General features: G+C 69.3%; 17 protein-coding genes. 12 read left to right on the top strand and 5 right to left on the bottom strand.

Translation table 11 applies throughout. The features are described 5' to 3' along the window. Positions 1-78 precede the first annotated feature (78 nt). From kdpF to smc, 9 genes are all read left to right on the top strand, one after another. Positions 79-180, top strand: coding sequence for a K(+)-transporting ATPase subunit F (kdpF, locus tag AMYAL_RS0107260; protein ID WP_020630647.1), 102 nt, complete (start codon positions 79-81; stop codon positions 178-180). After that, a complete protein-coding gene (kdpA, locus tag AMYAL_RS0107255) occupies positions 180-1,841 on the top strand; it encodes a potassium-transporting ATPase subunit KdpA (protein WP_020630646.1) in 1,662 nt (553 codons plus the stop codon). The genes kdpF and kdpA overlap by 1 nt, the downstream gene beginning before the upstream one ends. Next, positions 1,838-3,931 carry a potassium-transporting ATPase subunit KdpB gene (gene kdpB, locus AMYAL_RS0107250; RefSeq protein WP_026466828.1) on the top strand — a complete coding sequence of 698 codons (2,094 nt, stop codon included), beginning with the start codon at positions 1,838-1,840 and terminating at the stop codon, positions 3,929-3,931. The genes kdpA and kdpB overlap by 4 nt, the downstream gene beginning before the upstream one ends. 4 nt (positions 3,932-3,935) lie before the next feature. Further along, a complete protein-coding gene (locus tag AMYAL_RS0107245) occupies positions 3,936-4,547 on the top strand; it encodes a potassium-transporting ATPase subunit C (protein ID WP_020630644.1) in 612 nt (203 codons plus the stop codon). 5 nt (positions 4,548-4,552) lie between these two features. Then, entirely contained in the window at positions 4,553-7,138 is a 2,586-nt protein-coding gene (locus AMYAL_RS45740) for a sensor histidine kinase (protein WP_020630643.1), read from the top strand. After that, positions 7,135-7,836, top strand: a complete 702-nt coding sequence (locus AMYAL_RS0107235) for a response regulator (RefSeq protein ID WP_005154857.1) — start codon at positions 7,135-7,137, stop codon at positions 7,834-7,836. Before AMYAL_RS45740 ends, AMYAL_RS0107235 begins: the two co-directional genes overlap by 4 nt. 163 nt (positions 7,837-7,999) lie before the next feature. Beyond that, a complete protein-coding gene (locus tag AMYAL_RS0107230) occupies positions 8,000-8,611 on the top strand; it encodes a hypothetical protein (RefSeq protein WP_245192819.1) in 612 nt (203 codons plus the stop codon). Between the two features lie 283 nt (positions 8,612-8,894). Beyond that, positions 8,895-9,182 (top strand): acylphosphatase, encoded by a 288-nt coding sequence (locus AMYAL_RS48345; RefSeq protein ID WP_026466826.1) that lies wholly within the window; start codon positions 8,895-8,897, stop codon positions 9,180-9,182. 89 nt (positions 9,183-9,271) lie between these two features. Next, a complete protein-coding gene (smc, locus tag AMYAL_RS0107220; protein ID WP_020630641.1) occupies positions 9,272-12,871 on the top strand; it encodes a chromosome segregation protein SMC in 3,600 nt (1,199 codons plus the stop codon). A 196-nt stretch (positions 12,872-13,067) separates the two neighbouring features. Here the strand turns inward: smc and AMYAL_RS0107215 are convergent, their stop codons facing one another. The 3 genes from AMYAL_RS0107215 to AMYAL_RS0107205 all read right to left on the bottom strand — a co-directional run bounded on the left by AMYAL_RS0107215 (position 13,068) and on the right by AMYAL_RS0107205 (position 16,489). Continuing rightward, complete coding sequence (locus AMYAL_RS0107215) at positions 13,068-13,571, bottom strand: DUF3455 domain-containing protein (protein WP_020630640.1); 504 nt, start codon at positions 13,569-13,571, stop codon at positions 13,068-13,070. A 116-nt stretch (positions 13,572-13,687) separates the two neighbouring features. Then, positions 13,688-15,271, bottom strand: a complete 1,584-nt coding sequence (locus AMYAL_RS0107210) for a sodium:solute symporter (protein ID WP_020630639.1) — start codon at positions 15,269-15,271, stop codon at positions 13,688-13,690. Between the two features lie 9 nt (positions 15,272-15,280). Next, on the bottom strand, positions 15,281-16,489 hold the full coding sequence (locus tag AMYAL_RS0107205; RefSeq protein WP_026466825.1) for an anhydro-N-acetylmuramic acid kinase: 1,209 nt from the start codon (positions 16,487-16,489) through the stop codon (positions 15,281-15,283). Positions 16,490-16,642: 153 nt separating this feature from the next. Here AMYAL_RS0107205 and ftsY point away from each other — a divergent pair, with 153 nt between their 5' ends. Further along, on the top strand, positions 16,643-17,950 hold the full coding sequence (gene ftsY, locus AMYAL_RS0107200; protein ID WP_020630637.1) for a signal recognition particle-docking protein FtsY: 1,308 nt from the start codon (positions 16,643-16,645) through the stop codon (positions 17,948-17,950). Here ftsY and AMYAL_RS0107195 read toward each other — a convergent pair. Further along, positions 17,940-19,421, bottom strand: a complete 1,482-nt coding sequence (locus tag AMYAL_RS0107195; RefSeq protein WP_020630636.1) for an MFS transporter — start codon at positions 19,419-19,421, stop codon at positions 17,940-17,942. The genes ftsY and AMYAL_RS0107195 overlap by 11 nt on opposite strands. A gap of 107 nt (positions 19,422-19,528) precedes the next feature. Here AMYAL_RS0107195 and AMYAL_RS0107190 point away from each other — a divergent pair, with 107 nt between their 5' ends. Next, positions 19,529-20,260, top strand: coding sequence for a TetR/AcrR family transcriptional regulator C-terminal domain-containing protein (locus AMYAL_RS0107190; protein WP_020630635.1), 732 nt, complete (start codon positions 19,529-19,531; stop codon positions 20,258-20,260). On the opposite strand, the gene AMYAL_RS0107185 is transcribed toward AMYAL_RS0107190, so the two are convergent. After that, positions 20,250-21,026, bottom strand: coding sequence for an IclR family transcriptional regulator (locus AMYAL_RS0107185; protein WP_020630634.1), 777 nt, complete (start codon positions 21,024-21,026; stop codon positions 20,250-20,252). The genes AMYAL_RS0107190 and AMYAL_RS0107185 overlap by 11 nt on opposite strands. A 103-nt stretch (positions 21,027-21,129) precedes the next feature. Between AMYAL_RS0107185 and aceB the strand changes: the two genes are divergently transcribed. Further along, positions 21,130-22,707 (top strand): malate synthase A, encoded by a 1,578-nt coding sequence (gene aceB, locus AMYAL_RS0107180; RefSeq protein ID WP_026466824.1) that lies wholly within the window; start codon positions 21,130-21,132, stop codon positions 22,705-22,707.

The raw sequence follows: 22,707 nt of genomic DNA, 5'->3' as shown, positions 1-22,707 counted from the left end.
GGCCGACTTGCTCTACGCCGTGCTCCTGATCGGCGTGTTCGTGGTTCTCGCCCTGACCCTTCGCGGTCTGGAAAAGCTGTGACCGGCACGGGAACCGTGGCCAATGTCGTCGGCGGACTGCTGGCGCTGGGGCTGATCGTCTATTTGTTCATCGCACTGGTCAGGCCGGAGAAATTCTGATGTCAGACACCGCGGCAGGCCTCTTGCAGGCCGGTCTCCTCCTCGTCGCGCTCGCCGCGGTCTACAAACCGCTCGGCGACTACATGGCGCGCGTCTTCTCGACCGAGAAGCACACCAAGGCCGAACGCGGCCTGTACCGCCTGTTCCGGGTCAACCCCGGCTCGGAACAGCACTGGAAGACCTACGCGTCTGCCGTGATCGGCTTCTCGTTCGTCTCCGTCGTGTTCCTGTACCTGCTTCAGCGGCTCCAGTCGATCTTGCCGTGGAGCCTCGGCAAGGAACCGGTCTCCCCGGCGGTCGCTTTCAACACCGCCGTCAGTTTCGTGACCAACACGAACTGGCAGTCCTACAGCCCCGAAGCGACCATGGGTCACTTCGTGCAGATGGCCGGACTGACGGTGCAGAACTTCCTTTCCGCCGCCGTAGGTCTTTCGGTCGCCGTCGCGGTCGTCCGCGGCTTCGTGCGCGCGAAGACCGACCGCCTCGGCAACTTCTGGGTGGACCTGACCCGCGGCACGATCCGGATCATGCTGCCGATCGCGTTCGTGGCGGCGATCGTGCTGATCGCGCTCGGCGTCGTCCAGAGCCTCAAGAGCGGCGTCGACGTCCTCAATCCCGACGGTAGCACCAGCAAGATCGCGCTGGCGCCCGCCGCGAGTCAGGAAGCCGTCAAGGAACTCGGCACCAACGGCGGCGGCATCTTCAACGCCAACTCCGCCCACCCGTTCGAGAACCCGAACGCCTGGACCAACCTGATCGAGATCTTCCTGATCCTGGTCATCCCCGTCTCGCTCACCCGCACCTTCGGCAAGCTCGTCGGCAACACCCGGCAGGGTTACGTCCTGCTCTCGGTGATGGCCACGCTGTTCACCGCGATGCTCGCGGTGACGTGGCTTTCCGAGGCCCACGCGAGCGGCCCCGCGTCGCTGGCCGCCGGGGCGAACCTGGAGGGCAAGGAGCAGCGGTTCGGCATCGGGCTGAGTTCGCTGTTCGCCACCGCGACCACCGGCACGTCGACCGGCGCGGTCAACGGCGCGCACGACAGCTACAGCGGGCCCGGCGGCGGCGGGGTCCTGCTCAACATGCTGCTGGGCGAGATCTCGCCGGGCGGGGTGGGCACCGGTCTCTACGGCATCCTCGTGATGGCCGTGATCGCGATGTTCCTCGCCGGGCTGATGGTCGGCCGGACGCCGGAGTACCTGGGCAAGAAGCTCGGCAAACGCGAGGTCACCTGCGCGGCCGTCGCCATGCTGGCGATGCCGACCGTGGTCCTGCTCGGCTCCGGGATCGCGCTGATGCTGGCCGACACCCCGGCCGCCATGACCAACTCGGGCGCGCACGGCCTCTCCGAAGTCCTCTACGCCTACGCGTCGGCAGGCAACAACAACGGCTCCGCGTTCGGCGGGCTCACCGTGACGAACGACTGGTTCCAGTCCTCGCTTTCGGTGGCCATGCTGCTCGGCCGGTTCATCCCGATCCTCGCCGTGCTGTGCTTGGCCGGATCCCTTGCCTCGCAGCGAAAGGTCCCGGAGACCGCCGGCACGCTGCCCACCACCGGACCGCTTTTCGGCACGATGCTCGCGGGCACGATCGTGCTCGTCGCGGCCCTCACCTTCATCCCGGCGCTCGCGCTCGGGCCCATCGCAGAGGCACTCGCATGACCATGACTCAGGAACGCACTCCCGAGGAGATATCGCAGCACCACGTGGAGAACACCGGCCGGGTCGGTGCCGGGATCTTCAGCCCCAGGCAGCTGCTGACCTCCCTGCCGGAGGCGCTGCGCAAGCTCAACCCCAAGCACCAGCTGGCCAACCCGGTCATGTTCGTGGTGTGGATCGGCTCGGCGCTGACCACGGTCTTCGCGATCACCGACCCGAGCGTGTTCACCATCCTCATCACGATCTGGCTGTGGTTCACCGTCCTGTTCGCGAACCTCGCCGAGGCCGTCGCGGAGGGCCGGGGCAAGGCGCAGGCGGAAACCCTGCGGCGCAGCAAGAAGGAGACCATCGCGCGCCGTCTCACCGAGGACGGCGACGAAGAGAACGTGCCGGGCGCCGACCTGCGCGTCGGCGACCTCGTGGTCGTCGAGGCCGGACAGGTCATCCCCGGTGACGGCGACGTCGTCGAAGGCATCGCGACCGTCGACGAATCGGCCATCACCGGCGAGTCGGCCCCGGTCATCCGCGAATCGGGCGGAGACCGGTGCGCGGTCACCGGCGGTACCACGGTGCTCTCGGACCGCGTCGTCGTGAAGATCACCACCAAACCCGGCGAGTCCTTTGTGGACCGCATGATCGCTCTGGTGGAAGGCGCTTCCCGGCAGAAGACGCCGAACGAGATCGCGCTGACGATCCTGCTCTCGACGCTCACGATCATCTTCCTGCTCGCCGTCGTGGCGCTGCAGCCGATGGCGGGCTACTCCGGCAGCCAGCAGTCCGTGATCGTGCTGACCGCGTTGCTGGTCTGCCTGATCCCGACGACGATCGGCGCGCTGCTGTCCGCGATCGGGATCGCCGGGATGGACAGGCTGGTTCAGCGCAACGTCCTCGCGACGAGCGGCCGCGCGGTGGAAGCCGCGGGCGACGTCTCGACCCTGCTGCTGGACAAGACCGGCACGATCACCTTCGGCAACCGCAAGGCCACCGAGCTGATCCCCGTCGGATCGTCCACTTCGGACGACATCGCCAAGGCGGCGAGGCTCTCCAGCCTGGCCGACGGCACGCCGGAAGGCCGCAGCATCGTCGAACTCGTGGCGAGGGAGCACGGTCTCGCGGAGACGGCGTCCGGCGACGAGAAGCTCGCGGACTTCGTCGAGTTCACCGCGCAGACCCGGATGAGCGGCATCGACATCGGGGAACGCCAGGTCCGCAAGGGCGCCACCGCCGCCGTGCGGGCGTGGGTCCGCGAACGCGGCGGCGACATGCCGGACGAGACCGAACAGGTCGTCGACGAGATCAGTCAGCAGGGCGGGACCCCGCTGGTGGTCGCGGAGTACGACGGCGCGAAAGCGTTCGTGCGCGGCGTGATCCGGCTGTCCGACGTGGTCAAACCGGGGATGAAGGAGCGGTTCGTCCAGCTCCGGTCGATGGGCATCAAGACCGTCATGATCACCGGGGACAACCCGCTGACGGCCAAGGCCATCGCCGCCGACGCGGGTGTCGACGACTACCTCGCCGAGGCGAAGCCCGAAGACAAGATGGCGCTGATCAAGAAGGAGCAGGAGGGCGGGCGGCTGGTCGCGATGACCGGCGACGGCACCAACGACGCCCCCGCGCTGGCGCAGTCCGACGTCGGCGTCGCGATGAACACCGGGACCTCCGCCGCCAAGGAGGCGGGGAACATGGTGGACCTCGACTCCGACCCGACGAAGCTGATCGAGATCGTGGAGATCGGCAAGCAGCTGCTGATCACCCGCGGCGCGCTGACCACCTTCAGCGTCGCCAACGACCTCGCGAAGTACTTCGCCATCCTGCCCGCGATGTTCACCGGCATCTTCGCCCAGCTCGGCGCGCTCAACATCATGCAGCTCGCGACGCCGAAGTCGGCGATCCTGTCGGCGGTCATCTTCAACGCGCTGATCATCGTCGGGCTGATCCCGCTCGCCCTGCGCGGCGTCCGGTACAAGCCGTCGTCCGCCTCGGCGCTGCTGCGCCGGAACCTGCTGGTCTACGGCCTCGGCGGCATCGTCAGCCCGTTCCTCGGGATCTGGCTGATCGACCTGCTCGTCCGTCTCATCCCTGGAATCGGGTAACGCCATGAACGCACTGCTGAAGCAGACCCTCGCCGGGCTGCGCGTCCTGCTCGTGATGACCGTGCTCCTCGGCGTGGTCTACCCGCTCGGCGTGTGGGCCGTCTCCCGGATCCCCGGCCTCCAAGGCAACGCCGAAGGCTCGATCATCACCCAGGACGGGCAAGCCGTCGGTTCGTCCCTGATCGGCGTCGACCCGGTCGCGGCCGACCCGGCCAAGGACCCGTGGTTCCACAACCGCCCGTCCGCGGGCTCGAAGGACGCGCTCGGCCCTGGCGACCCGTCGTCGTCCGGCGCGTCGAACAAGGGCCCGTACAACGAGGACCTGGTCGCCGCGATCGGCGAACGCAAGAAGCTCATCGCCGCCCGCGAAGGCGTCCAGGAGTCGCAGGTGCCCGCCGACGCGGTGACGACGTCGGGATCGGGGCTGGACCCGGCGATCAGCGTCGCCTACGCGGACCTGCAGGTCCCGCGGGTGGCGCGGAACACCGGCCTGTCCGAGGAGAAGGTCCGGCAGCTCGTGGCCGAGAACACGAGCGGCGCCGGGATCGGTGCGCCGGGTGTCACTGTGCTGAAGGTCAACTTGGCCGTGCGCGACGCGGCCGGAGGAGCACACTGACAGACGTGGACGAGAACACGACCAAGCCGCGCCGGGGTGAGCTGAGGATCTACCTCGGCGCGGCCCCCGGCGTCGGCAAGACCTACGCGATGCTCGGCGAGGCGCGGCGCCGCCTCGACCGGGGCACCGACGTGGTCATCGGCCTGGTCGAGACGCACGGGCGCAAGAAGACCGCGGAGCTCGTCGAGGGGCTCGAGACCGTGCCGCGCCGCCGGTCCGAGCACCGCGACCACGAGTTCGACGAGATGGACCTCGACGCGCTGCTCGCCCGCGCGCCCGAGGTCGCCGTCGTCGACGAACTCGCGCACACCAACGTGCCGGGTTCCCGCAACGAGAAGCGCTGGCAGGACATCGACGAACTGCTCGCCGCCGGGATCGACGTCCTCTCCACGGTCAACGTGCAGCATCTGCAGAGCCTCAACGACGTCGTCGAGCGGATCACCGGCGTCACCCAGCAGGAGACGGTGCCCGACGAGGTCGTGCGGCGGGCCGGGCAGCTGGAGCTGGTCGACATCACGCCCGAGGCGCTGCGGCGGCGCCTGGCACACGGCAACGTCTACCCGGCCGAGCGGATCGACGCGGCGCTGGGCAACTACTTCCGGCCCGGCAACCTCACCGCGCTGCGGGAGCTCGCGCTGCTGTGGGTCGCCGACCAGGTCGACGTCGCCCTGCAGCGCTACCGGGCCGAGCAGAAGATCACCGACACGTGGGAAGCACGCGAACGGGTGGTCGTCTCGATCACCGGCGGCCCGGAGAGCGAGACGCTGATCCGCCGCGCGAGCCGGATCGCGAACCGCGCGGGCGCCGAACTGCAGGTGCTGCACATCCTGCGCGGCGACGGGCTCGCCGGGATGGGGCCGACGGCGGTCGGCAAGTACCGGAAGCTGACCGAAGAGGTCGGCGCGACCTTCCACACCGTCGTCGGTGACGACGTGCCGACGGCGCTGCTCGATTTCGCGCAGGGAGTGAACGCGACCCAGCTGGTCGTCGGGACCTCGCGGCGGTCACGGGTGGCCCGGTTGTTCGACGAGGGCATCGGCGCGGCCGTCGTCCAGCGGTCCGGCCCGATCGACGTCCACATGGTCACGCACGCCCAGGCGGGCGGGCGGTTGCGCGCCCGGTTCGCCCGGAGCCCGCTGACGCCTTCGCGGCGGCTGTCGGGCTGGGCGCTCTCGCTGGTGCTTCCGTCGCTGGCGACGTTGCTCGGAGTCCTGTTGAGGGATCAGCTGGACTTCTCCACCGACGTGATCGACTACGTCCTCGCGACGGTGCTGGTCGCGCTCGTGGGCGGGCTCGGGCCCGCGCTGCTCGCGGCGGTGATCTCGGCCGGGCTGCTGAACTTCTTCTTCACGCCGCCGCTGTACAACCTGACCGTCCACGAACCGCGCAACGTGATCACGCTGGTCGCGATGGTGCTGGTGGCGATCCTCGTCGCGGCGGTCGTCGACACCGCCGCCCGGCGCGCGACGCAGGCCGCGCGGGCGCGGACCGAAGCGGCGCTGCTCGCCTCCTACGCGCGGACAGTGCTCACGCACACCAACCCGATCGAGCGGCTGCTGGAGAAGGTCCGCGAGAACTTCGGGATGATTTCGGTGACCCTGCTGGAAAAGCGGGACGGCAAGTGGAAACGGGTGGCGAACGCCGGCACGGATCCCTGCGCCGACCCGGATCAGGCCGACGCCGACATCGCCGTCACCGCCGACGTCCACCTGACGCTGCGGGGCCGCGCGCTGCCCGCGTCGGACCGGGGAGTGCTCGAAGCCGTCGCAGGGCAGGCGCTGCTGGCCCTGCGGCAGCAGCGGACGGCGAAGGCGGCCGTCCGCGCCGAACGCAAGGCCGAGGCGACCGAACTGCGCACGGCACTGCTTTCGGCCGTGGGACACGACCTCCGGACGCCGCTGACGTCCATCAAGGCGTCCATCGGCAGCCTGCGCGCGACCGACATCTCACTGTCCGAAGAGGACACCGACGAGCTGCTCGAAGCGATCGAGGAATCGGCGGACCGGCTCGCCGGGCTGATCGACAACCTGCTCGACTCGTCGCGGCTGGCGACCGGCGCCGTCCGCCCGCTCCTGCGCCCGGTCGGCTACGACGAGGTCGTCGCGCACGCGCTGTCCAATGTGGACAACTCGGAGTCGGTCGTGGTCGCGATCGACTCGCGGCTGCCGTCGGTGTGCGCCGACCCCGGCCTGCTGGAACGGGTCGTGGCGAACGTGGTCGACAACGCGCTGCGGCACGGGGCGTCCGGCGAGCCGATCTCGGCGCGGGCCAGCACGCATTCGGAGCACGTCGAACTGCGCATCATCGACCACGGGCGCGGGCTCAAGAAGGGCACCGCGGACTCGGCCTTCGCGCCGTTCCAGCGGCTCGGGGGAGACCGGGACAGCGTGCCCGGCGTGGGACTGGGGCTGTCGGTCGCCAAGGGGTTCACCGAGGCGATGGGCGGGCGGATCCGGGCGGAGGACACGCCGGGCGGCGGGCTCACCGTGGTCATCTCGCTGCCCGCATATGTTGGTCAGGATCCGGAAAAGAGCCTCCTCGCTTTCGATGACGAGGGCCTGGAAAACGAAGAGGAGGAGCGAGTGCGATGAGCGCCGACACCGCGTCGGCGACCGTTCTGGTCGTCGACGACGAACCGCAGATCGTGCGAGCCCTGCGGATCAACCTGTCCGCCCGCGGCTACAAGGTGATCACCGCGCACGACGGGACGGCCGCGCTGAAGGCCGTCGCCGAGACCAAACCCGACGTCGTCGTGCTCGACCTCGGCCTGCCCGACCTCGACGGCACCGAGGTGATCGCCGGGCTCCGCGGCTGGACGACGGTGCCGATCATCGTGCTGTCCGCGCGCGGCGACTCGGCCGACAAGGTGCAGGCCCTCGACGCGGGCGCCGACGACTACGTCACCAAACCCTTCGGCATGGACGAACTGCTCGCGCGGCTCCGCGCCGCCGTCCGGCGTTCGGCGACGTCCAGTGTGGACGGTGCGGACGCGGTGGTGGACACGGGTTCGTTCCGCATCGACCTCGCGGCGAAGAAGGTGCGCCGGGACGGCAAGGAAGTGCACCTCACCAAGACCGAATGGGGCGTGCTGGAACTGCTGGTGCGCAACCGGGGCCGTCTGGTGGCACAGAAGCAGCTGCTGCACGAGGTGTGGGGTCCGACCTACGAGACCGAGTCGCACTACCTGCGGGTGTACCTCGCGCAGCTGCGGCGGAAGCTGGAACCGGAACCCTCGCGGCCGCGGCACCTGCTGACGGAACCGGGAATGGGCTACCGCTTCGAAATGTGAGCCCCGGTCGTGCGTGATCAGAGCCGGATCTCGCGTGCTTGGAGGCCGATCACGTGAGTTCCGCCTTCAAGCACGCGAGTCACGTCTTCTAGCACGTGAGTCACGCCTTCGAGCACGGCGACCGGAATCGCGCTCACGACCAGCCGGCATCCGGCTCCGGGAAGTGGTGAAGGCCTCCTTCCCTACCCTCAAGGTAGGCAAGGAGGCCTTCACGGACCAGAAGTCTTACCGGGCGCTGCTGGTGGACGTGTCGGTGCCCGAGGTGCTCGACCGGCCCGGCGACGAGTCCGGGGCACCGCTGGAGCTGGAGCCGCCACCCGGCGGGCTCGACGACGGATCCGGTGACGGCGTCGAGGTCGGGGTCGTCGGTGTGGGCGTCGTCGTCTTCGTCGGTGTGGGGGTGGGCTTCGGAGTGGTCGGCGTCGTCGGCGGCACCACCACCGGCGGCTCGCCGCCACCGGGCGGGGGCACCACCGGCGGGGGCGGGGTGACGACGCTCGTCGTCTTCTTGCCGTCCGGGCCGACCGAAGTCACCGTGGTCGGCGGCGCCGTCGAACTGGAGGGCGCGCCAGGGGTCGGCGAGCCGCTGACGGTCATCGGGCCGCCGGGGACGGCGTTGCCGGGGACCAGCTGGGCACCGGCGGGAGCGACACCTTGCCCGCCGCCGGGGACGCCGGTGCCACCCGCGGTGGCCGAGACACCGGGGCCCGCGAGTTCGGCGATCGCGGCGAAGGCCGTCGCCACCACGAGGCCGCTGACGCCGAGTACGGCGTAGCCGGCGCGGTTGAGCTTGCCGGTGGCGCCGCGCGGGGGTGCCACGGACACGCGTGCGCTCGGATCAGACCCGTCGGGACGGGGCATGGCTGACTCCTCGGATGGGGGACTTCGGGGAGTGAAGCGACTGGTGAGAGACACCGAGACGTTTCCGGCTACCTGGGTGACGTAGCCCAAAGTGGGGACCCGGCGCGGAGATTATCACCGTGACCTCACTGTCTGCGAACCGCTGCGAACGTTGTGTTCACCCTCCGCGTTCATCCGCATGGTGCACGATAGGGGGTGTGAGTGAAGAAGTAACGCGAATCCGGCTGACCGCGTGGGTGCACGGCCGGGTGCAGGGGGTCGGTTTCCGCTGGTGGACCCGCAGTCGGGCGCTTGAGCTGGGGTTGGTCGGCAGCGCGGGCAACCTCGCCGACGGACGTGTCGAGGTGATAGCGGAGGGTGTTCGGGAACACTGTGAGCGGCTTTTGGCGGCTTTGAGATCCGGCGAATCACCCGGAAGTGTGGATCATGTCGTCGAGCGCTGGTCGCCCGCGAAAGGTGGGATCCGCGGGTTCGTGGAGCGCTGACGCCCCCGCGTCCCACGATCACCCAGGGCACACAGGTAGCCTGGGCCGATTGAACGACCGGTTCCCGCAGCCAGAGGGGTCAGCACGCCGTGCACCTGAAGAGCCTGACGCTCAAGGGCTTCAAGTCCTTCGCCTCGGCGACGACGCTGCGTTTCGAGCCGGGTATCACCTGTGTGGTCGGGCCGAACGGCTCCGGTAAGTCGAACGTCCTCGACGCGCTTCGCTGGGTCATGGGCACCCAGGGCGCGAAGGATCTGCGCGGCGGCAAGATGGAGGACGTCATCTTCGCCGGGACCGCCGGCCGCGCCCCGCTCGGGCGCGCCGAGGTCACCCTCACCATCGACAACGCCGACGGCGCGCTGCCCATCGAGTACTCCGAGGTCTCGATCACCCGCCGGATGTTCCGTGACGGCGCGAGCGAATACGAGATCAACGGCGACCGCTGCCGTCTGATGGACGTGCAGGAACTGCTGTCGGACTCCGGTATCGGCCGCGAGATGCACGTGATCGTCGGTCAGGGTCAGCTTTCGGCGATCCTCGAATCCAAGCCCGAGGAGCGCCGCGCCTTCATCGAAGAGGCCGCGGGCGTCCTCAAGCACCGCAAGCGCAAGGAACAGACCCTGCGCAAGCTCGCGAACATGCAGGGCAACCTCGACCGCCTCGGCGACCTCACCACCGAGCTTCGCCGTCAGCTCAAACCGCTGGGCAAACAGGCCGAGATCGCCCGCAAGGCGCAGTGGGTGCAGTCCGAACTGCGTGACGCCCGGCTGCGGCTGTTCGCCCACGACCTGGTCTCCCAGCGCGAGGGCATCGCCAAGGAAGAGGCCGACGAGCGCGTCGCCCGTCAGCGTCGCGGTGAGGTCGAGCAGGCGCTGGAGATCGTCGCGGCCGAGGAGGCCGAGCTCGAAGCGTCGCTCGCCGAGGACGCGCCGCGCCTGGCCGCGGCCCAGGAGACCTGGTACAAGCTTTCCGCGCTGACGGAGCGGTTGCGCGGCACCGTGCGGCTCGCGCTGGAGCGTCAGCGGCACCTGTCGTCCGACGTGCAGCAGGCGAGCACCGGCCGCGACCCGGACGAGCTGCTGGCCGAGGCCGAGCACGTCGCCGAGCAGGAGCAGGAGCTCAACGAGGCCGTCGCCGAGGCCCGGATGGTGCTTTCGGAGACCGTCCAGAAGCGTGAGCAGCTCGAACACCTCGTCCAGGCCGCCGAACGCGCGCATATGGCCGCTGTCCGCGCCATCGCCGACAGGCGGGAGGGGCTGGCGAAGCTCGCCGGGCAGGTCGAGGCGCTGCGCAGCAAGAACGGCGCCACCTCCGACGAGATCGACAGGCTCACCGTTTCGCTCGAAGAGTCCGCCGAGCGCGCGGAAATCGCCGTCGAAGAGCTGGAAGAAGCCAAAGCCGAAGGCGGCGTCGAAGAATCCGACGACGTCGACCTGCAGGCCCATCACGACCGCACGGTGGAGGCCAACAACGCCGCCAAGGCGCGGGTCGAGGAACTGGTCAAGGCCGAGCGCGCCGCCGAACGCGAGATCGCGTCGGAGAAGGCGCGCGTCGAGGCGCTGTCGATGGGCTTGCGCCGCAAGGACGGCGCCGGGGCGCTGCTCGGCGCGCAGCACGAGCTGCCGGGACTGCTCGGCTCGGTGGCCGCGCTGCTCACCGTCGAGGCGGGCCACGAGGTCGCGCTGGCCGCGGCGCTCGGCCCGGTCGCCGACGCGGTCGCGGTCAACGGTGGTGCCGACGCGCTCGACGCGCTGAAGTTCTTGAAGGACAACGACTCCGGCCGCGCCGGCATCCTGCTCGGCGGGCTGGGGTCCGTTGTGGACACCGGATCCTGGCCGTCGCTGCCCCAGGGCGCGCGCTGGGCACGCGAAGTGGTCACGGCGCCGCCAGCGCTGCGGTCCGCCGTCGAGCACGCGCTCGACCGGGTGGCCATTGTGGACGGTCTGGAGTCCGCGCGCCGTCTCGTCGAGGTGTATCCCGAGGTCAGCACGGTCACGCCCGAGGGCGACGTCTTCGGGGCCCGCTGGGCGGCCGGTGGTTCCGCCCGCAGCGAGAGCGTCATCGAAGTCCAGGCCGCCGTCGACGAGGCGGGCGACCGGTTGCACGCCGCCGAGCGCGCGCTGGAACGCACCGCCGCCGAACTCGAAGGCGCCCGCGCCGGACAGCAGGCCCGGCGCGAAGAAGTCGGCAGGGCCAAGGAAGCGCTCGGGGACGCGAAGGTCCGCAAGGCCCGCTCGTCCGAGCGGCTGAACAGGCTGCAGCAAGCCGCGCGCGGCGCGCAGGCCGAGATGGACCGGCTGAGCACTCAGCGCGCCAAGGTCGAGCAGAGCCGGGAGCAGGCGCTTCAGCAGCTCGCCGAACTCGAAGAGCGGCTCGCCGCCGTCGCCGACCAGGAGGTCGACGAGGATCCGGACACCGCCGAGCGCGACCAGGCCGCCGAAGACCTCGGCACGGTCCGCCAGGAGGAGATGGAGTCCCGCCTCGCGCTGCGCACCGCCGAGGAGCGCGCGCGGAGCATCCAGGGCAAGGCCGAATCGCTCCGCCGTGCCGCGCACGCCGAGCGGCAGGCCCGTGAACGTGCCGAAAAGTCCAGGGCCGCGCGGAAACGCGGCGCCGAGATCGCCAACGCGGTGGTCAACGGCGGCGAGATCGCGCTCGAACGCATCGAGGTCTCCGTGCAGCGCGCCGCCCACGAACGGGACGAGGCGCAGGCGCAGCGGCAGTCACGGGAGACCGCGCTGACCCAGGTCCGCAGCAAGGTCCGCGAGCTGACCGGCGAACTGGAGAAGCTCACCGACGCCGTCCACCGCGACGAGGTGCTGCGTGCCGAGCAGCGGCTGCGGCTGGAGCAGCTCGAAACCAAGATCGCCGAGGACTTCGGCATCGGCCTCGAGGACCTCGTTTCCGAGTACGGCCCGGACGTCCCCGTCCCGCCGAGCGCGGGGGAGATGGCCGAGTACGAGGCCGCCAAGGAACGCGGCGAGGACGTCACCCAGCCGCCGCCCATGCCGTTCGACCGTGACACCCAGGCCCGCCGGGCGAAGCGCGCGGAGAAGGACCTGAGCCTGCTGGGCAAGGTCAACCCGTTGGCGCTGGAGGAGTTCGCGGCGCTGGAGGAGCGCTACAAGTTCCTCTCGACGCAGCTCGAAGACCTCAAGGACACCCGCAAGGACCTCGAAGCGGTCATCAAGCAGGTCGACGAAAAGATCCTCGAGGTCTTCGAATCGGCGTACGAAGATGTCGCGCGCGAGTTCGAGACCGTGTTCGGCGTGCTGTTCCCCGGCGGCGAGGGACGCATGGTGCTCACGCAGCCGAACGACCTGCTCTCCACCGGTGTCGACGTCGAGGCGCGCCCGCCGGGCAAGAAGGTCAAGCGGCTCTCGCTGCTCTCCGGTGGCGAGAAGTCGCTCGTCGCCGTCGGCATGCTGGTCGCGATCTTCCGCGCCCGGCCTTCGCCCTTCTACGTCATGGACGAGGTCGAGGCCGCGCTCGACGACACCAACATGCGACGGCTGATCGGGCTGCTGGAGCAGCTGCGCGATTCTTCGCAGCTGATCATCATCACCCACCAGAAGCCGACCATGGAGATCGCCGACGCCCTGTACGGCGTGTCGATGCAGGGCGACGGCATCACCAAGGTGATCTCGCAGCGGCTCCGGACCGCTGAAGAGGACCCTGTTCCCGCGTAGCGTTTGTTTGCGGGGTAAGGCAAAGGTGCCGGCTCACTCGCGTGCATGTCGGCCTCGGATGTTGCGAAAGTGGCTTTCGCAACACCGCCTTCCACCAGCCCGCCCGCTTGCGTCCGTCGATGTCGCGAAAGCCACTTTCGGGACACCTGACGTCCCGAAAGTGGCTTTCGCGACGCTTCCGAGCCTCCGTCACCGACTACTTCGCGACCCAGAAGGCGTAGTCGGCCGAGTACCGGACGGCCGTCTGCGCGCCGTTCGCGCAGGTGCCCGCCGGAGCGAGTCCGCCGTGGGTGTCGAGCCGCTGGACATAGGTGACCTTGCCGAAGATCCCGTCACCGCTGTTCAGATTCGCCTTCAGCAGCAGTTCCGGCACCGCGTTCGGCCGCGGGTTCGACGCACCGGGGACGGCCGCCGCCCCGACCGTGCTGCCGTCCACAGTGGACGTCCACACCGGACCCTTGCTGTGCAGCGCGATCGTCCGCCCGCGGTGGCTGAGCGTCGCGGCGGGCTGGATCAGCGCCCACGCCCCGTTGGCGCAGCCGTAGATCTGTACGCCCTCGCCCAGGTAGGTGGCGATCCGCTTGTTCCCTTCCGGCACTTTGATCGCGTCCGGCACGCCGGTGCTCGTCGCGGCGTAGGCGGTCGTGCCACCGCCGATCAGCAGTGCGCCGACGGCGATGGCCACGGTCGTTCGCTTCATGATTTCGCCTCTCCTCAGCCCGCCGTGTGCCGGCGGGTCCCATCGCCGACACGGAGATGACCAGAGGCTTGTTCATGACTGTGACGCAGGTCACATATAGTCAGAAACCGTTGTGATCAAACGGGTTCCGGTTCTTTGCTCACCTCTTCGGTGAGCGGATCCGGCGTGCTGTGCCGCAGCGAGAGCAGTCCGCCCACCACGAGCGTGATCACCACGCCGCACAACGTGTACCAGGGCCAGGCCAGTGCCACCGTGTTCCCCGACGCCTTGCCGAAGTCGATACCGATCAGGCTGCCGTCCGGTTTGTTGAACTTGACGCCGAGGATGATGAAGGCCATCACGATCACCGTCGCCACGAACGCCACGATCGCGTCCGCCTGCCTGGCCCGCTTGATCAGCAGACCCAAGAGGAACGCGCCGAGCAGCGCGCCGTAGGTGTAGCCGGTGATGCCGAGCGCCTGCACCACGATCGGGTCGGCCGAGGTCTTGTTGGACGAGGCGAAGAACCCCGCGCACAGGATCAGCGCGCCCGCCCAGACGATCGTCCAGATCCGGCCGTGCCGCAGCCGGTCCGCTTCCGGCAGCTCCCGGCCGATCACCCGTTCGTAGACGTCGGTCACTGTCGACGACGCCAGCGCGCCGAGCGACGAACTCAGTGCGGCGGCCAGGATCCCGGCGATCACGAAGCCCGAAAGCCCGCTCGGCAGGTCGTTCACGATGAAGTTCGCGAACAGCTCGTCCTTGTTGGCCAGCCCGAGCCCTTCCGGCTTCGGCTTGGTCGGGGCGAGGCCGTTGTACAGCGCCCACAGCAGCACGCCGATGAACAGGAACAGCGCGAACTGGATGAACACCACGAAACCGCTGGCGATCAAGGCCTTCCGCGCGGCGCGCAGGTCGTTGGTGGCCTGCAGGCGCTGCACGATCAGCTGGTCCGAGCCGTGTGACGCCATCGAGAGCACCGCGCCACCGATCACCGCGGTGAGGAGCGCGTACTGCCCGGTGAGCATGTTCGAAGAGAGGTCGAGGATCTGGAACTTGTTGGCGTCGAAGGCTTTTCCGAACCAGCCGTCCGGAAGCCTGCCGGCGATCACCCAGATCACCACGACCGCGCCGAGGATGTACCAGAGCATCTGGATCGCGTCGACCCAGACGACCGCGCGGACCCCGCCGAAGAAGCTGTAGAGCACCATCGCGATACCGAGCCCGACCACGATGGTCCAGTACGAGACGTTCAGGCCGTAGGCCGCCATCACCACCTTGATCGGGATCGCGGTGGCGAACAGCCGGATCCCGTCGGCGAGTGTCCGGGTGAGCAGGAAGGTCACCGACGCGGTGCCCTGCAGCCCGCTGCCGAACCGTTTGCCCAGGAAGGCGTACGCGGTGACCAGGTTGCCCGCCACATAGCGCGGCAGCAGCACCATCGACACCACGATCCGGCCGAGGATGTACCCGATCGCCAAGGCCAGGTACGTCATCCCGCCGTCGCCGGGGGTGGCGATGTAGGCCACCGTCGGCACGGAAAGCACGGTGAGGGTGGACGTCTCCGCGGAAACCACCGAAAGGCAGGCCACCCACCAGGAGATCTTGCCTTCGCCGACGAAGTAGTCGGAGCCTGACTTCTGTTTTCCGCCGATCCAGACGCCCAATAGGGGCATACCGACCAGAAAAAGCCCGATGATCGCGAGGTCAAGTGCGCGCATCCGTATCTCCTATCGCTCGCCGGTCGTCGCCGCCACCCGTAGCCGGGTCACGGTTGAGGTATGCGGGGCGGGAAGCCGCAGGGGACCCGCACCAGGGGTGATGTTGCCGAGCAGCCGATCGCCCCTGGCGCCGGTCGCCGACGGGAGGTTCCCCGTGACACCGGACCAGGTGAGCCAGCCGAGCAGAATGGTCAGGTATGCCTCTTTGCCCGCGCGTGGCAGCCCGTGGTCGTCACTGGTTTTCAGTGCGGTATCGGACAGGTTCCTGTCGAGCGCGGCCATCAGCGCCGGGTTGTCGGCGCCGCCGCCGGAGACGATCACCGTGGTGACGTCGTGGCGACGGCATTCCGCGGCGATCGTCACCGCGGTCAGTTCGGTCAGGGTCGCCAGGAGGTCTTCCGCGCCGACCGGCGGGAGTCCGTCGAGCGCCTCGTCGAGGTACGCGCCGTGAAACAGTTCCTTGCCGGTGGATTTTGGTGGCGCGGCCGCGTAATACGGGTCCAGCAGCAGTTTCGCCAGCAGGTCGGACCGGACGGCGCCGCGCAGGGCCAGCTCGCCGTCGATGTCGGCACGCCTGCCGGTGACGCGGTGCGCGGCGATGTCCATCAGCGCGTTGCCGGGGCCGGTGTCGTAGGCGAGCACATCACCGTCGGCGGGGACGACGGTGATGTTCGCGATCCCGCCGATGTTGAGCGCCGCGACCGGGCCGAGCGCGGCCATGTCCCGTAGCCACAACGCGTCCAGGGTGCTGGCGAGCGGCGCGCCGTGCCCGCCGGCGGCGACGTCGCGCACGCGCAGGTCCGCCACCACCGGCAGTCCGGTGCGCTCGGCGATCCACGCCGGGTTCCCCAGTTGCAGCGTGCCGCGAGCGGTCCCGTCCTCCACCCAGTGGAACACCGTCTGGCCCAGCGAGGCGACGACGTCCGCTTTGCCGCCTGCCAGTTCCTCGACGCCGCGCGCGGCAGCCTCGCCGAAAGCCTGTCCCACCAGGGTGTCGAGTTTCGTGAGCTGTTCGGCGCTGCACGGATTCGGCGGCAGGGCGCCGAGCAGGGCCTCGCGGAGCGCTTCGGGATACGGGATTTCGAGTTTGCCGAGCGGGGACAGCACCACCGTGTCGCCGTCGGCGCGCAGTTCGGCGGCCGCCACGTCGATCCCGTCGATCGACGTGCCGGAGATGAGCCCGATCATCCGGACCCCAGAGCCGGAGAAAACTGTCATTCGAAGTGGTCTAGCGCTCGTTCCGGAGAACGCGCAAGCGAGACTGTTTCTTCTTGTCCGAAATGAGTCCTATCCAGTGGGTGTCTGACAAGATCGGCTTCCTTCCCGTGGGGCGTCTACGTCGTGCCGTGCGCGGATGCGAGGATTGGCGCCGTGTCGAGCACCCCCTGGTTCTGGATCGTTGTCGTTGCCGTCGTGGTACTGGTCGCCGTTCTGGTGGCCGGGCTCCTCATCGCGCGCCGCCGCCGGATCAGCCTGGACGAGTCCAAGGCTGCCGCCGCCGTCGAACGCGAGAAGCCGAAGGGTGGCGGCTACACCGCGGCGGGCGGGATCGCGCTCGCTCCGGGCGGCGAGAAGACCGAAGAGGCCGACGAGCCGGAACATCCGGTCGAGGATCGCCCGGAGACCGACGGCCAGCCCGCCGTCGGGGACGACGCGTCGGTGCCGAGGGATTCCGCGCAGCGCACGGTGCGCGACGTCGAACTTCCCGAACCGGCCGAGGAAGCCGCGCCCGCCGAGGAGATCGCCCCGGCGTCCGGACGACTCGAGCGGCTGCGCGGCAGGCTGGGCAAATCCCGTTCGGTGTTCGGGCAGAGCCTGCTCGGCCTGCTGGGCGCCGGTGACCTGGACGAGGACTCCTGGCAGGACGTCGAAGACACGCTGCTCATGGCGGACTTGGGCGCCGCCACGACCACCGAGATCGTCGAGCGCCTTCGTGAGGAGCTGAAGCGCCGCGCCGTGCGGACCTCCGAGGAGGCACGCGCGGTCTTGCAGGAGGTGCTGACCGCCGCCCTGTCGACCGACGCCGTCCGGGCCGTCCGCGCCCTGCCGCACACCGTCGACGGCGTGAAGCAGCCCGCCGTCGTGCTGGTCGCCGGGGTCAACGGCACCGGCAAGACCACCACCACCGGCAAGCTCGCACGGGTGCTCGTCGCACAGGGGAGCACCGTCGTGCTCGGCGCGGCCGACACCTTCCGCGCCGCCGCCGCGGACCAGCTGCAGACCTGGGCCGAGCGGGTGGGCGCGGAGGTCGTCCGCGGCAAGGAAGGCGCGGACCCAGCGGCGGTCGCCTTCGACGCCGTCAAACGCGGCACCGAGGCGGGGGTGGACGCCGTCCTGGTCGACACCGCCGGCCGCCTGCACACCAAGACCGGCCTGATGGACGAGCTGGGCAAGGTCAAACGAGTCGTCGAGAAGCAGGCGAAGGTCGACGAGGTGCTGCTGGTGCTCGACGCCACCACCGGGCAGAACGGGCTGATGCAGGCCCGCGTGTTCTCCGAGGTCATCGACGTCACCGGCATCGTGCTGACCAAACTGGACGGCACCGCGAAGGGCGGCATCGTCTTCCAGGTGCAGCGTGAGCTCGGGGTGCCGGTCAAGCTGGTCGGCCTCGGCGAAGGGCCGGACGACCTGGCCCCGTTCGAGCCCGGCGCCTTCGTCGAAGCCCTGCTCAGCAACTGACGAGCGCAGGTTCCGCCTGCTTGTCCCGCATCACCACGAACGCGACCACCGCCGCCACCAGCACCCCGGCCGCGCTCACGACGAACGTCGTCGACATCGCCGAGGTGAACGACTCGCGGGCCGCCGCGATGACTCCGCTGTCACCGGTGGCGAAGGCGTCGCCGATCGAAAGCCGCGCCTGAGCCGGTGCGGAGTCGGGCATGTGCGCGGTGAACAGGCTGGACACGACGCTGCCCAGGATCGCGATGCCGAGCGCGGCGCCCAGCTGCTGGATGGTGTCGTTGAGCGCGGAGCCGACACCGGCCTGCTCCTGAGGGACCTCGCCCATCAGCGCCGAGATCGCCGCGGGCATCGCCAGCCCGCCGCCTGCGCCGAGCAGGAACAGCGCGATCGCCGTCAGCAGGAAGCCCGAAGTCGTCGACAGAGTCCCGAGCAGGCCGAATCCGGCGGCCATCACGGTCATCCCGGCCGTGGCCAGCGCGCGGTTCCCGATCTTCTGGCCCAGTGTGGCGCCGAGGGTGTTGCAGAGCAGCGACGCGACGGCCATCGGGATGAACGCCAAGCCCGCTTGGGTCGGGGTGTAGCCGAGCACGAACTGCAGGTACTGGGTCAGGAGCAGCAGCAGCCCGCCGTTGCCGATCTGCACCAGCGTGAGCGAGAGGCTGCCGCCGCTGAAGTTGCGCTTGCGGAACAGCTTGAGCGGGACCATCGGCGACGGCGTGTGCCGTTCCCAGAAAACGAAGCCGGTCAGGCTCACCACCGCGATCGCCAGCGGGACCAGGGTGCCTGCTTCGGCGATGCCGTGCTTGGGCAGTTCGATGATCGTCCAGACCAGCGCGACCATGCCGGTCGCGGACAGGATCGTGCCGAGCGGGTCGGGCTTCTGCCACGGGCCACGGGATTCCGGCATCAGGGTGAGCGCGGCGAGCACGGCGATGACGACGATCGGCACGTTGATCAGGAACACCGCGCCCCACCAGAACCACGCGATCAGCACGCCGCCCAGTACCGGGCCGCCGATCAGGCCGAGCATCGCGACCGCGCTCCACGCCGCCATCGCCTTCCGGCGTTCGGCGTCGTCGAAGACGGTGATCAGGATGGACAGGGTGCTCGGCATGATCAGCGCGCCGCCGACGCCCATCGCCGCGCGGGACAGGATCAGTTCCAGGGGATTCGAGGCCAGCGCGGCGACGAGTGAGGCCACCCCGAACAGGAGCAGGCCGATGATCATCACCTTCCGGCGGCCGAACCGGTCCCCGAGACTTCCCGAGGTGAGCAGCAGGCCGGCGAACACCAGGATGTAGGAGTCCAGGATCCACTGCGTGTCCTGGGCGCTCGCCTTGAGGTCTTCGGCCAGCGGCGGCACGGCGACCGTCAGCACCATGTTGTCCACGACCAGCACGAGCGTGCTCAGGCACAGCACGATCAGGATCCACCAGCGGCGCGGGTCACGCGTCGGCGTCTCGTTCATTTGACTACCCCCAGAGGCGGTTGCGTACGTTGTTCTACTAATGCGCACACTGTACGCAGAACGTGACAGCGTTCGCAATGGGGCACGTCGTGCGCTAGAGTGGGCGCATGACAACCGAGGAGCAGCCGATCCAGTCGGTGTGGACCCGTCCCCGTCGCAAACGGGATCAGCCCGCGCTGAGCCAGGCGCAGATCGTCGGCGAGGCGGTCCGGCTCCTGGACGTCGAAGGTGTGGACGCGCTGAGCATGCGCAGGCTGGGCACCGCGCTGAACGCGGGCGCGACCTCGCTCTACCGGCATGTGGCCAACCGTGACGAGCTGATCGAGCTGGTCGTCGACGAGGTCTACGGCGAGATCACCGTGCCGGACGGTGACGATCCGGCGCGGTGGCGCGAGGCGGCCGTCGTCGGGGCGCAGAGTGTCCGCGCGATGATCCTGCGGCACCCCTGGGTCGCTTCACTGCTCGGCTCGGTGGGCCTGTCCTACCTCGGGCCGAACGTCATGCGGCTCAACGAGCGGCTGCTGGCCGTTTTCGTGACCGCGGGCTTTCCCGGCGACGAAGCGGAGCAGGCGATCAGCGCGGTCATCTCCTACGTCATCGGCATGGGGACGAGCGAGGCGGCCTGGCTCACCATCGTCGCGAAGAGCGGCCAGAGCGAACGCGAGTGGGCGGAGCGCTTGCGGCCGGCCGTCGAGGCGGCGGCACAAGAGCATCCGCACCAGCGGGAACGGCTCGTCCACGACGACAGTGAGGCCGACCCGGAGCGGCTTCGCGACGAGAAGTTCCGCTACGGGCTGGACAGGATGCTCGACGGTTTGGAGACCAGGCTCAAACGGTGACCCCGTCACGCGAAAGGGTGGAGCCGAGCGAGGTCGCGATCCGCTGGACGACGGGCGCGATCCGCTCGACGGCCTCCATCGTGAGCCGTCCCGAAGGCCCGGACACCGAGACCGCCGCCGGCACCGGCGCGCCGGGGACCGCGACGGCCACGCAGCGGACGCCCAGTTCCTGCTCGGCTTCGTCGAGCGCATAACCCTGCTGGGCGATCCTCGCCAGCTCACGCAGAAGCGCGTCCTGGTCGGTGAAGGTGTGCTCGGTGTACGCGGGCATGCCGGTCCTGACCAGCAGCGCCGTGACGTCGTCGGACGGCAGGTGCGCGAGCATCGCCTTTCCCACGCCGGTGCCGTGCGGCAGGAGACGGCGCCCGACCTCGGTGAACATCCGCATCGAGTGCTTCGACGGCACCTGGGCGACGTAGACGACCTCGTCCCGTTCCAGGACGGCGAGGTTCGCGGTCTCGCCGACCTCGTCGACCAGCTCCGCGAGCAGCGGCCGCGCCCACGAGCCGAACTGCATGCTGGCGTTCTCACCCAGCCGGATGAGCCGCGCGCCCAGCGCGTACCGGCGGTTGGTGTTCTGCCGGACGTAACCCAGGTCCACCAGCGTCCTGATCAGCCGGTGGATGGTCGGCATCGGCAGCCCGGACAGGGTCGCCAGCTCCGAGAGGCTGGCCTCGCCGCCGGTGTCCGCGAGATGCTCGAGGAGCTCGAAGGCTCGCTGAAGTGACTGGACGCCGCCATCGCGCCCGTTCTTCTCCGCTGCCACCGTGGTACTCCTTACGTCGGCGTTGATGTTCCGCTATGCAGAAACTATAGTCCGTCATGTAAAACCGTAGGGACGTTATTTATCCGAACTCGGGGTGTTACTCATGTCTGAAGCTCAGGTGCTCGGCGATCCGGTCGAGCGCGGGGACGAAATCCTCACGCCGGAGGCGCTCGCCTTCCTCGCCGGCCTGCACGAGGCTTTCGCCGCCCGCCGCGACGAGCTGCTGCAGGCCAGGAGCAAGCGCCGTGAGGAGGCCAGGACCACCGGCAAGCTCGACTTCCTGCCCGAGACCGCGCAGGTCCGCGAGGGCGACTGGAAGGTGGCCGAGGCCCCGCCCGCGCTGCGCGATCGCCGCGTCGAGATCACCGGTCCGACCGACCGCAAGATGACCATCAACGCGCTGAACTCCGGCGCCAAGGTCTGGCTCGCCGACCTCGAGGACGCCAACACGCCGCACTGGGCGAACGTCGTCTCCGGCCAGGTCAACCTGTCCGACGCCGTCCGCGGGACCATCACGCTGGAAAGCGGCGGCAAGAGCTACGCGCTGAAGGACGACGTCGAGCACGCGACCATCGTCGTCCGCCCGCGCGGCTGGCACCTCGACGAGCGTGGCCTGTCCTTCGGCGGGCGCCAGGCTGTCGGCGCGCTGGTCGACTTCGGGCTTTACTTCTTCCACAACGCGAAGGAACTGCTCAGCCGCGGCAAGGGCCCGTACTTCTACCTGCCGAAGATGGAGAACCACCTCGAAGCGCGGCTCTGGAACGACGTCTTCACCCACTCGGAGAAGACGCTCGGCATCGAGCACGGCACCGTCCGCGCGACCGTGCTGATCGAGACCATCCCGGCCGCGTTCGAGATGGACGAGATCCTCTACGAACTGCGCGAGCACGCCTCCGGCCTGAACGCAGGCCGCTGGGACTACCTGTTCAGTGTCATCAAGTATTTCCGTGACGCGGGCGAGAAGTTCGTGCTGCCGGACCGCAACTCGGTCACCATGACCGCGCCGTTCATGCGCGCGTACACCGAACTGCTGGTGCGCACCTGCCACAAGCGCGGCGCGTTCGCCATCGGCGGCATGGCCGCGTTCATCCCGAACCGCAAGGATCCGGAAGTCACCGCCGCCGCGCTCGACAAGGTCCGCGCGGACAAGAGCCGCGAGGCAGGCGATGGCTTCGACGGCTCCTGGGTCGCGCACCCCGGCATGGTGGACATCTGCCGCGAGGAGTTCGACAAGGTCCTCGGCGACAAGCCGAACCAGCTCGACCGCACCCGCGACGAGGTGTCCGTCACCGCCGATCAGCTCCTCGACGCGGCTTCGACGCCGGGTGGCGCCACCGCTGCCGGTCTGCGTGCCGCCGTCGACGTCGGCATCCGCTACATCGCCTCCTGGCTGAGCGGGAACGGCGCCGCCGCCATCCACAACCTGATGGAGGACGCGGCCACCGCGGAGATCTCGCGTTCGCAGGTGTGGCAGTGGGTGCGCAACGGCACGCAGCTCGACACCGGTGACAAGGTGACCGAAGAACTCGTGCGCGGTGTGCTGGCCGAGGTCCGCGGCGAACTCGCCGCCGAGATCAAGCCGGAGCTGCTGGAGCCCGCCGTCGAGCTGTTCGAGCAGGTCGCGCTCGCCGACGAGTTCCCGGACTTCCTGACCCTGCCCGCCTACGAACGGATCAAGTAG

The sequence above is a fragment of the Amycolatopsis alba DSM 44262 genome, from assembly GCF_000384215.1.
GTDB lineage: Bacteria > Actinomycetota > Actinomycetes > Mycobacteriales > Pseudonocardiaceae > Amycolatopsis > Amycolatopsis alba.
This window is presented reverse-complemented; position numbering and strand designations above follow the sequence as displayed.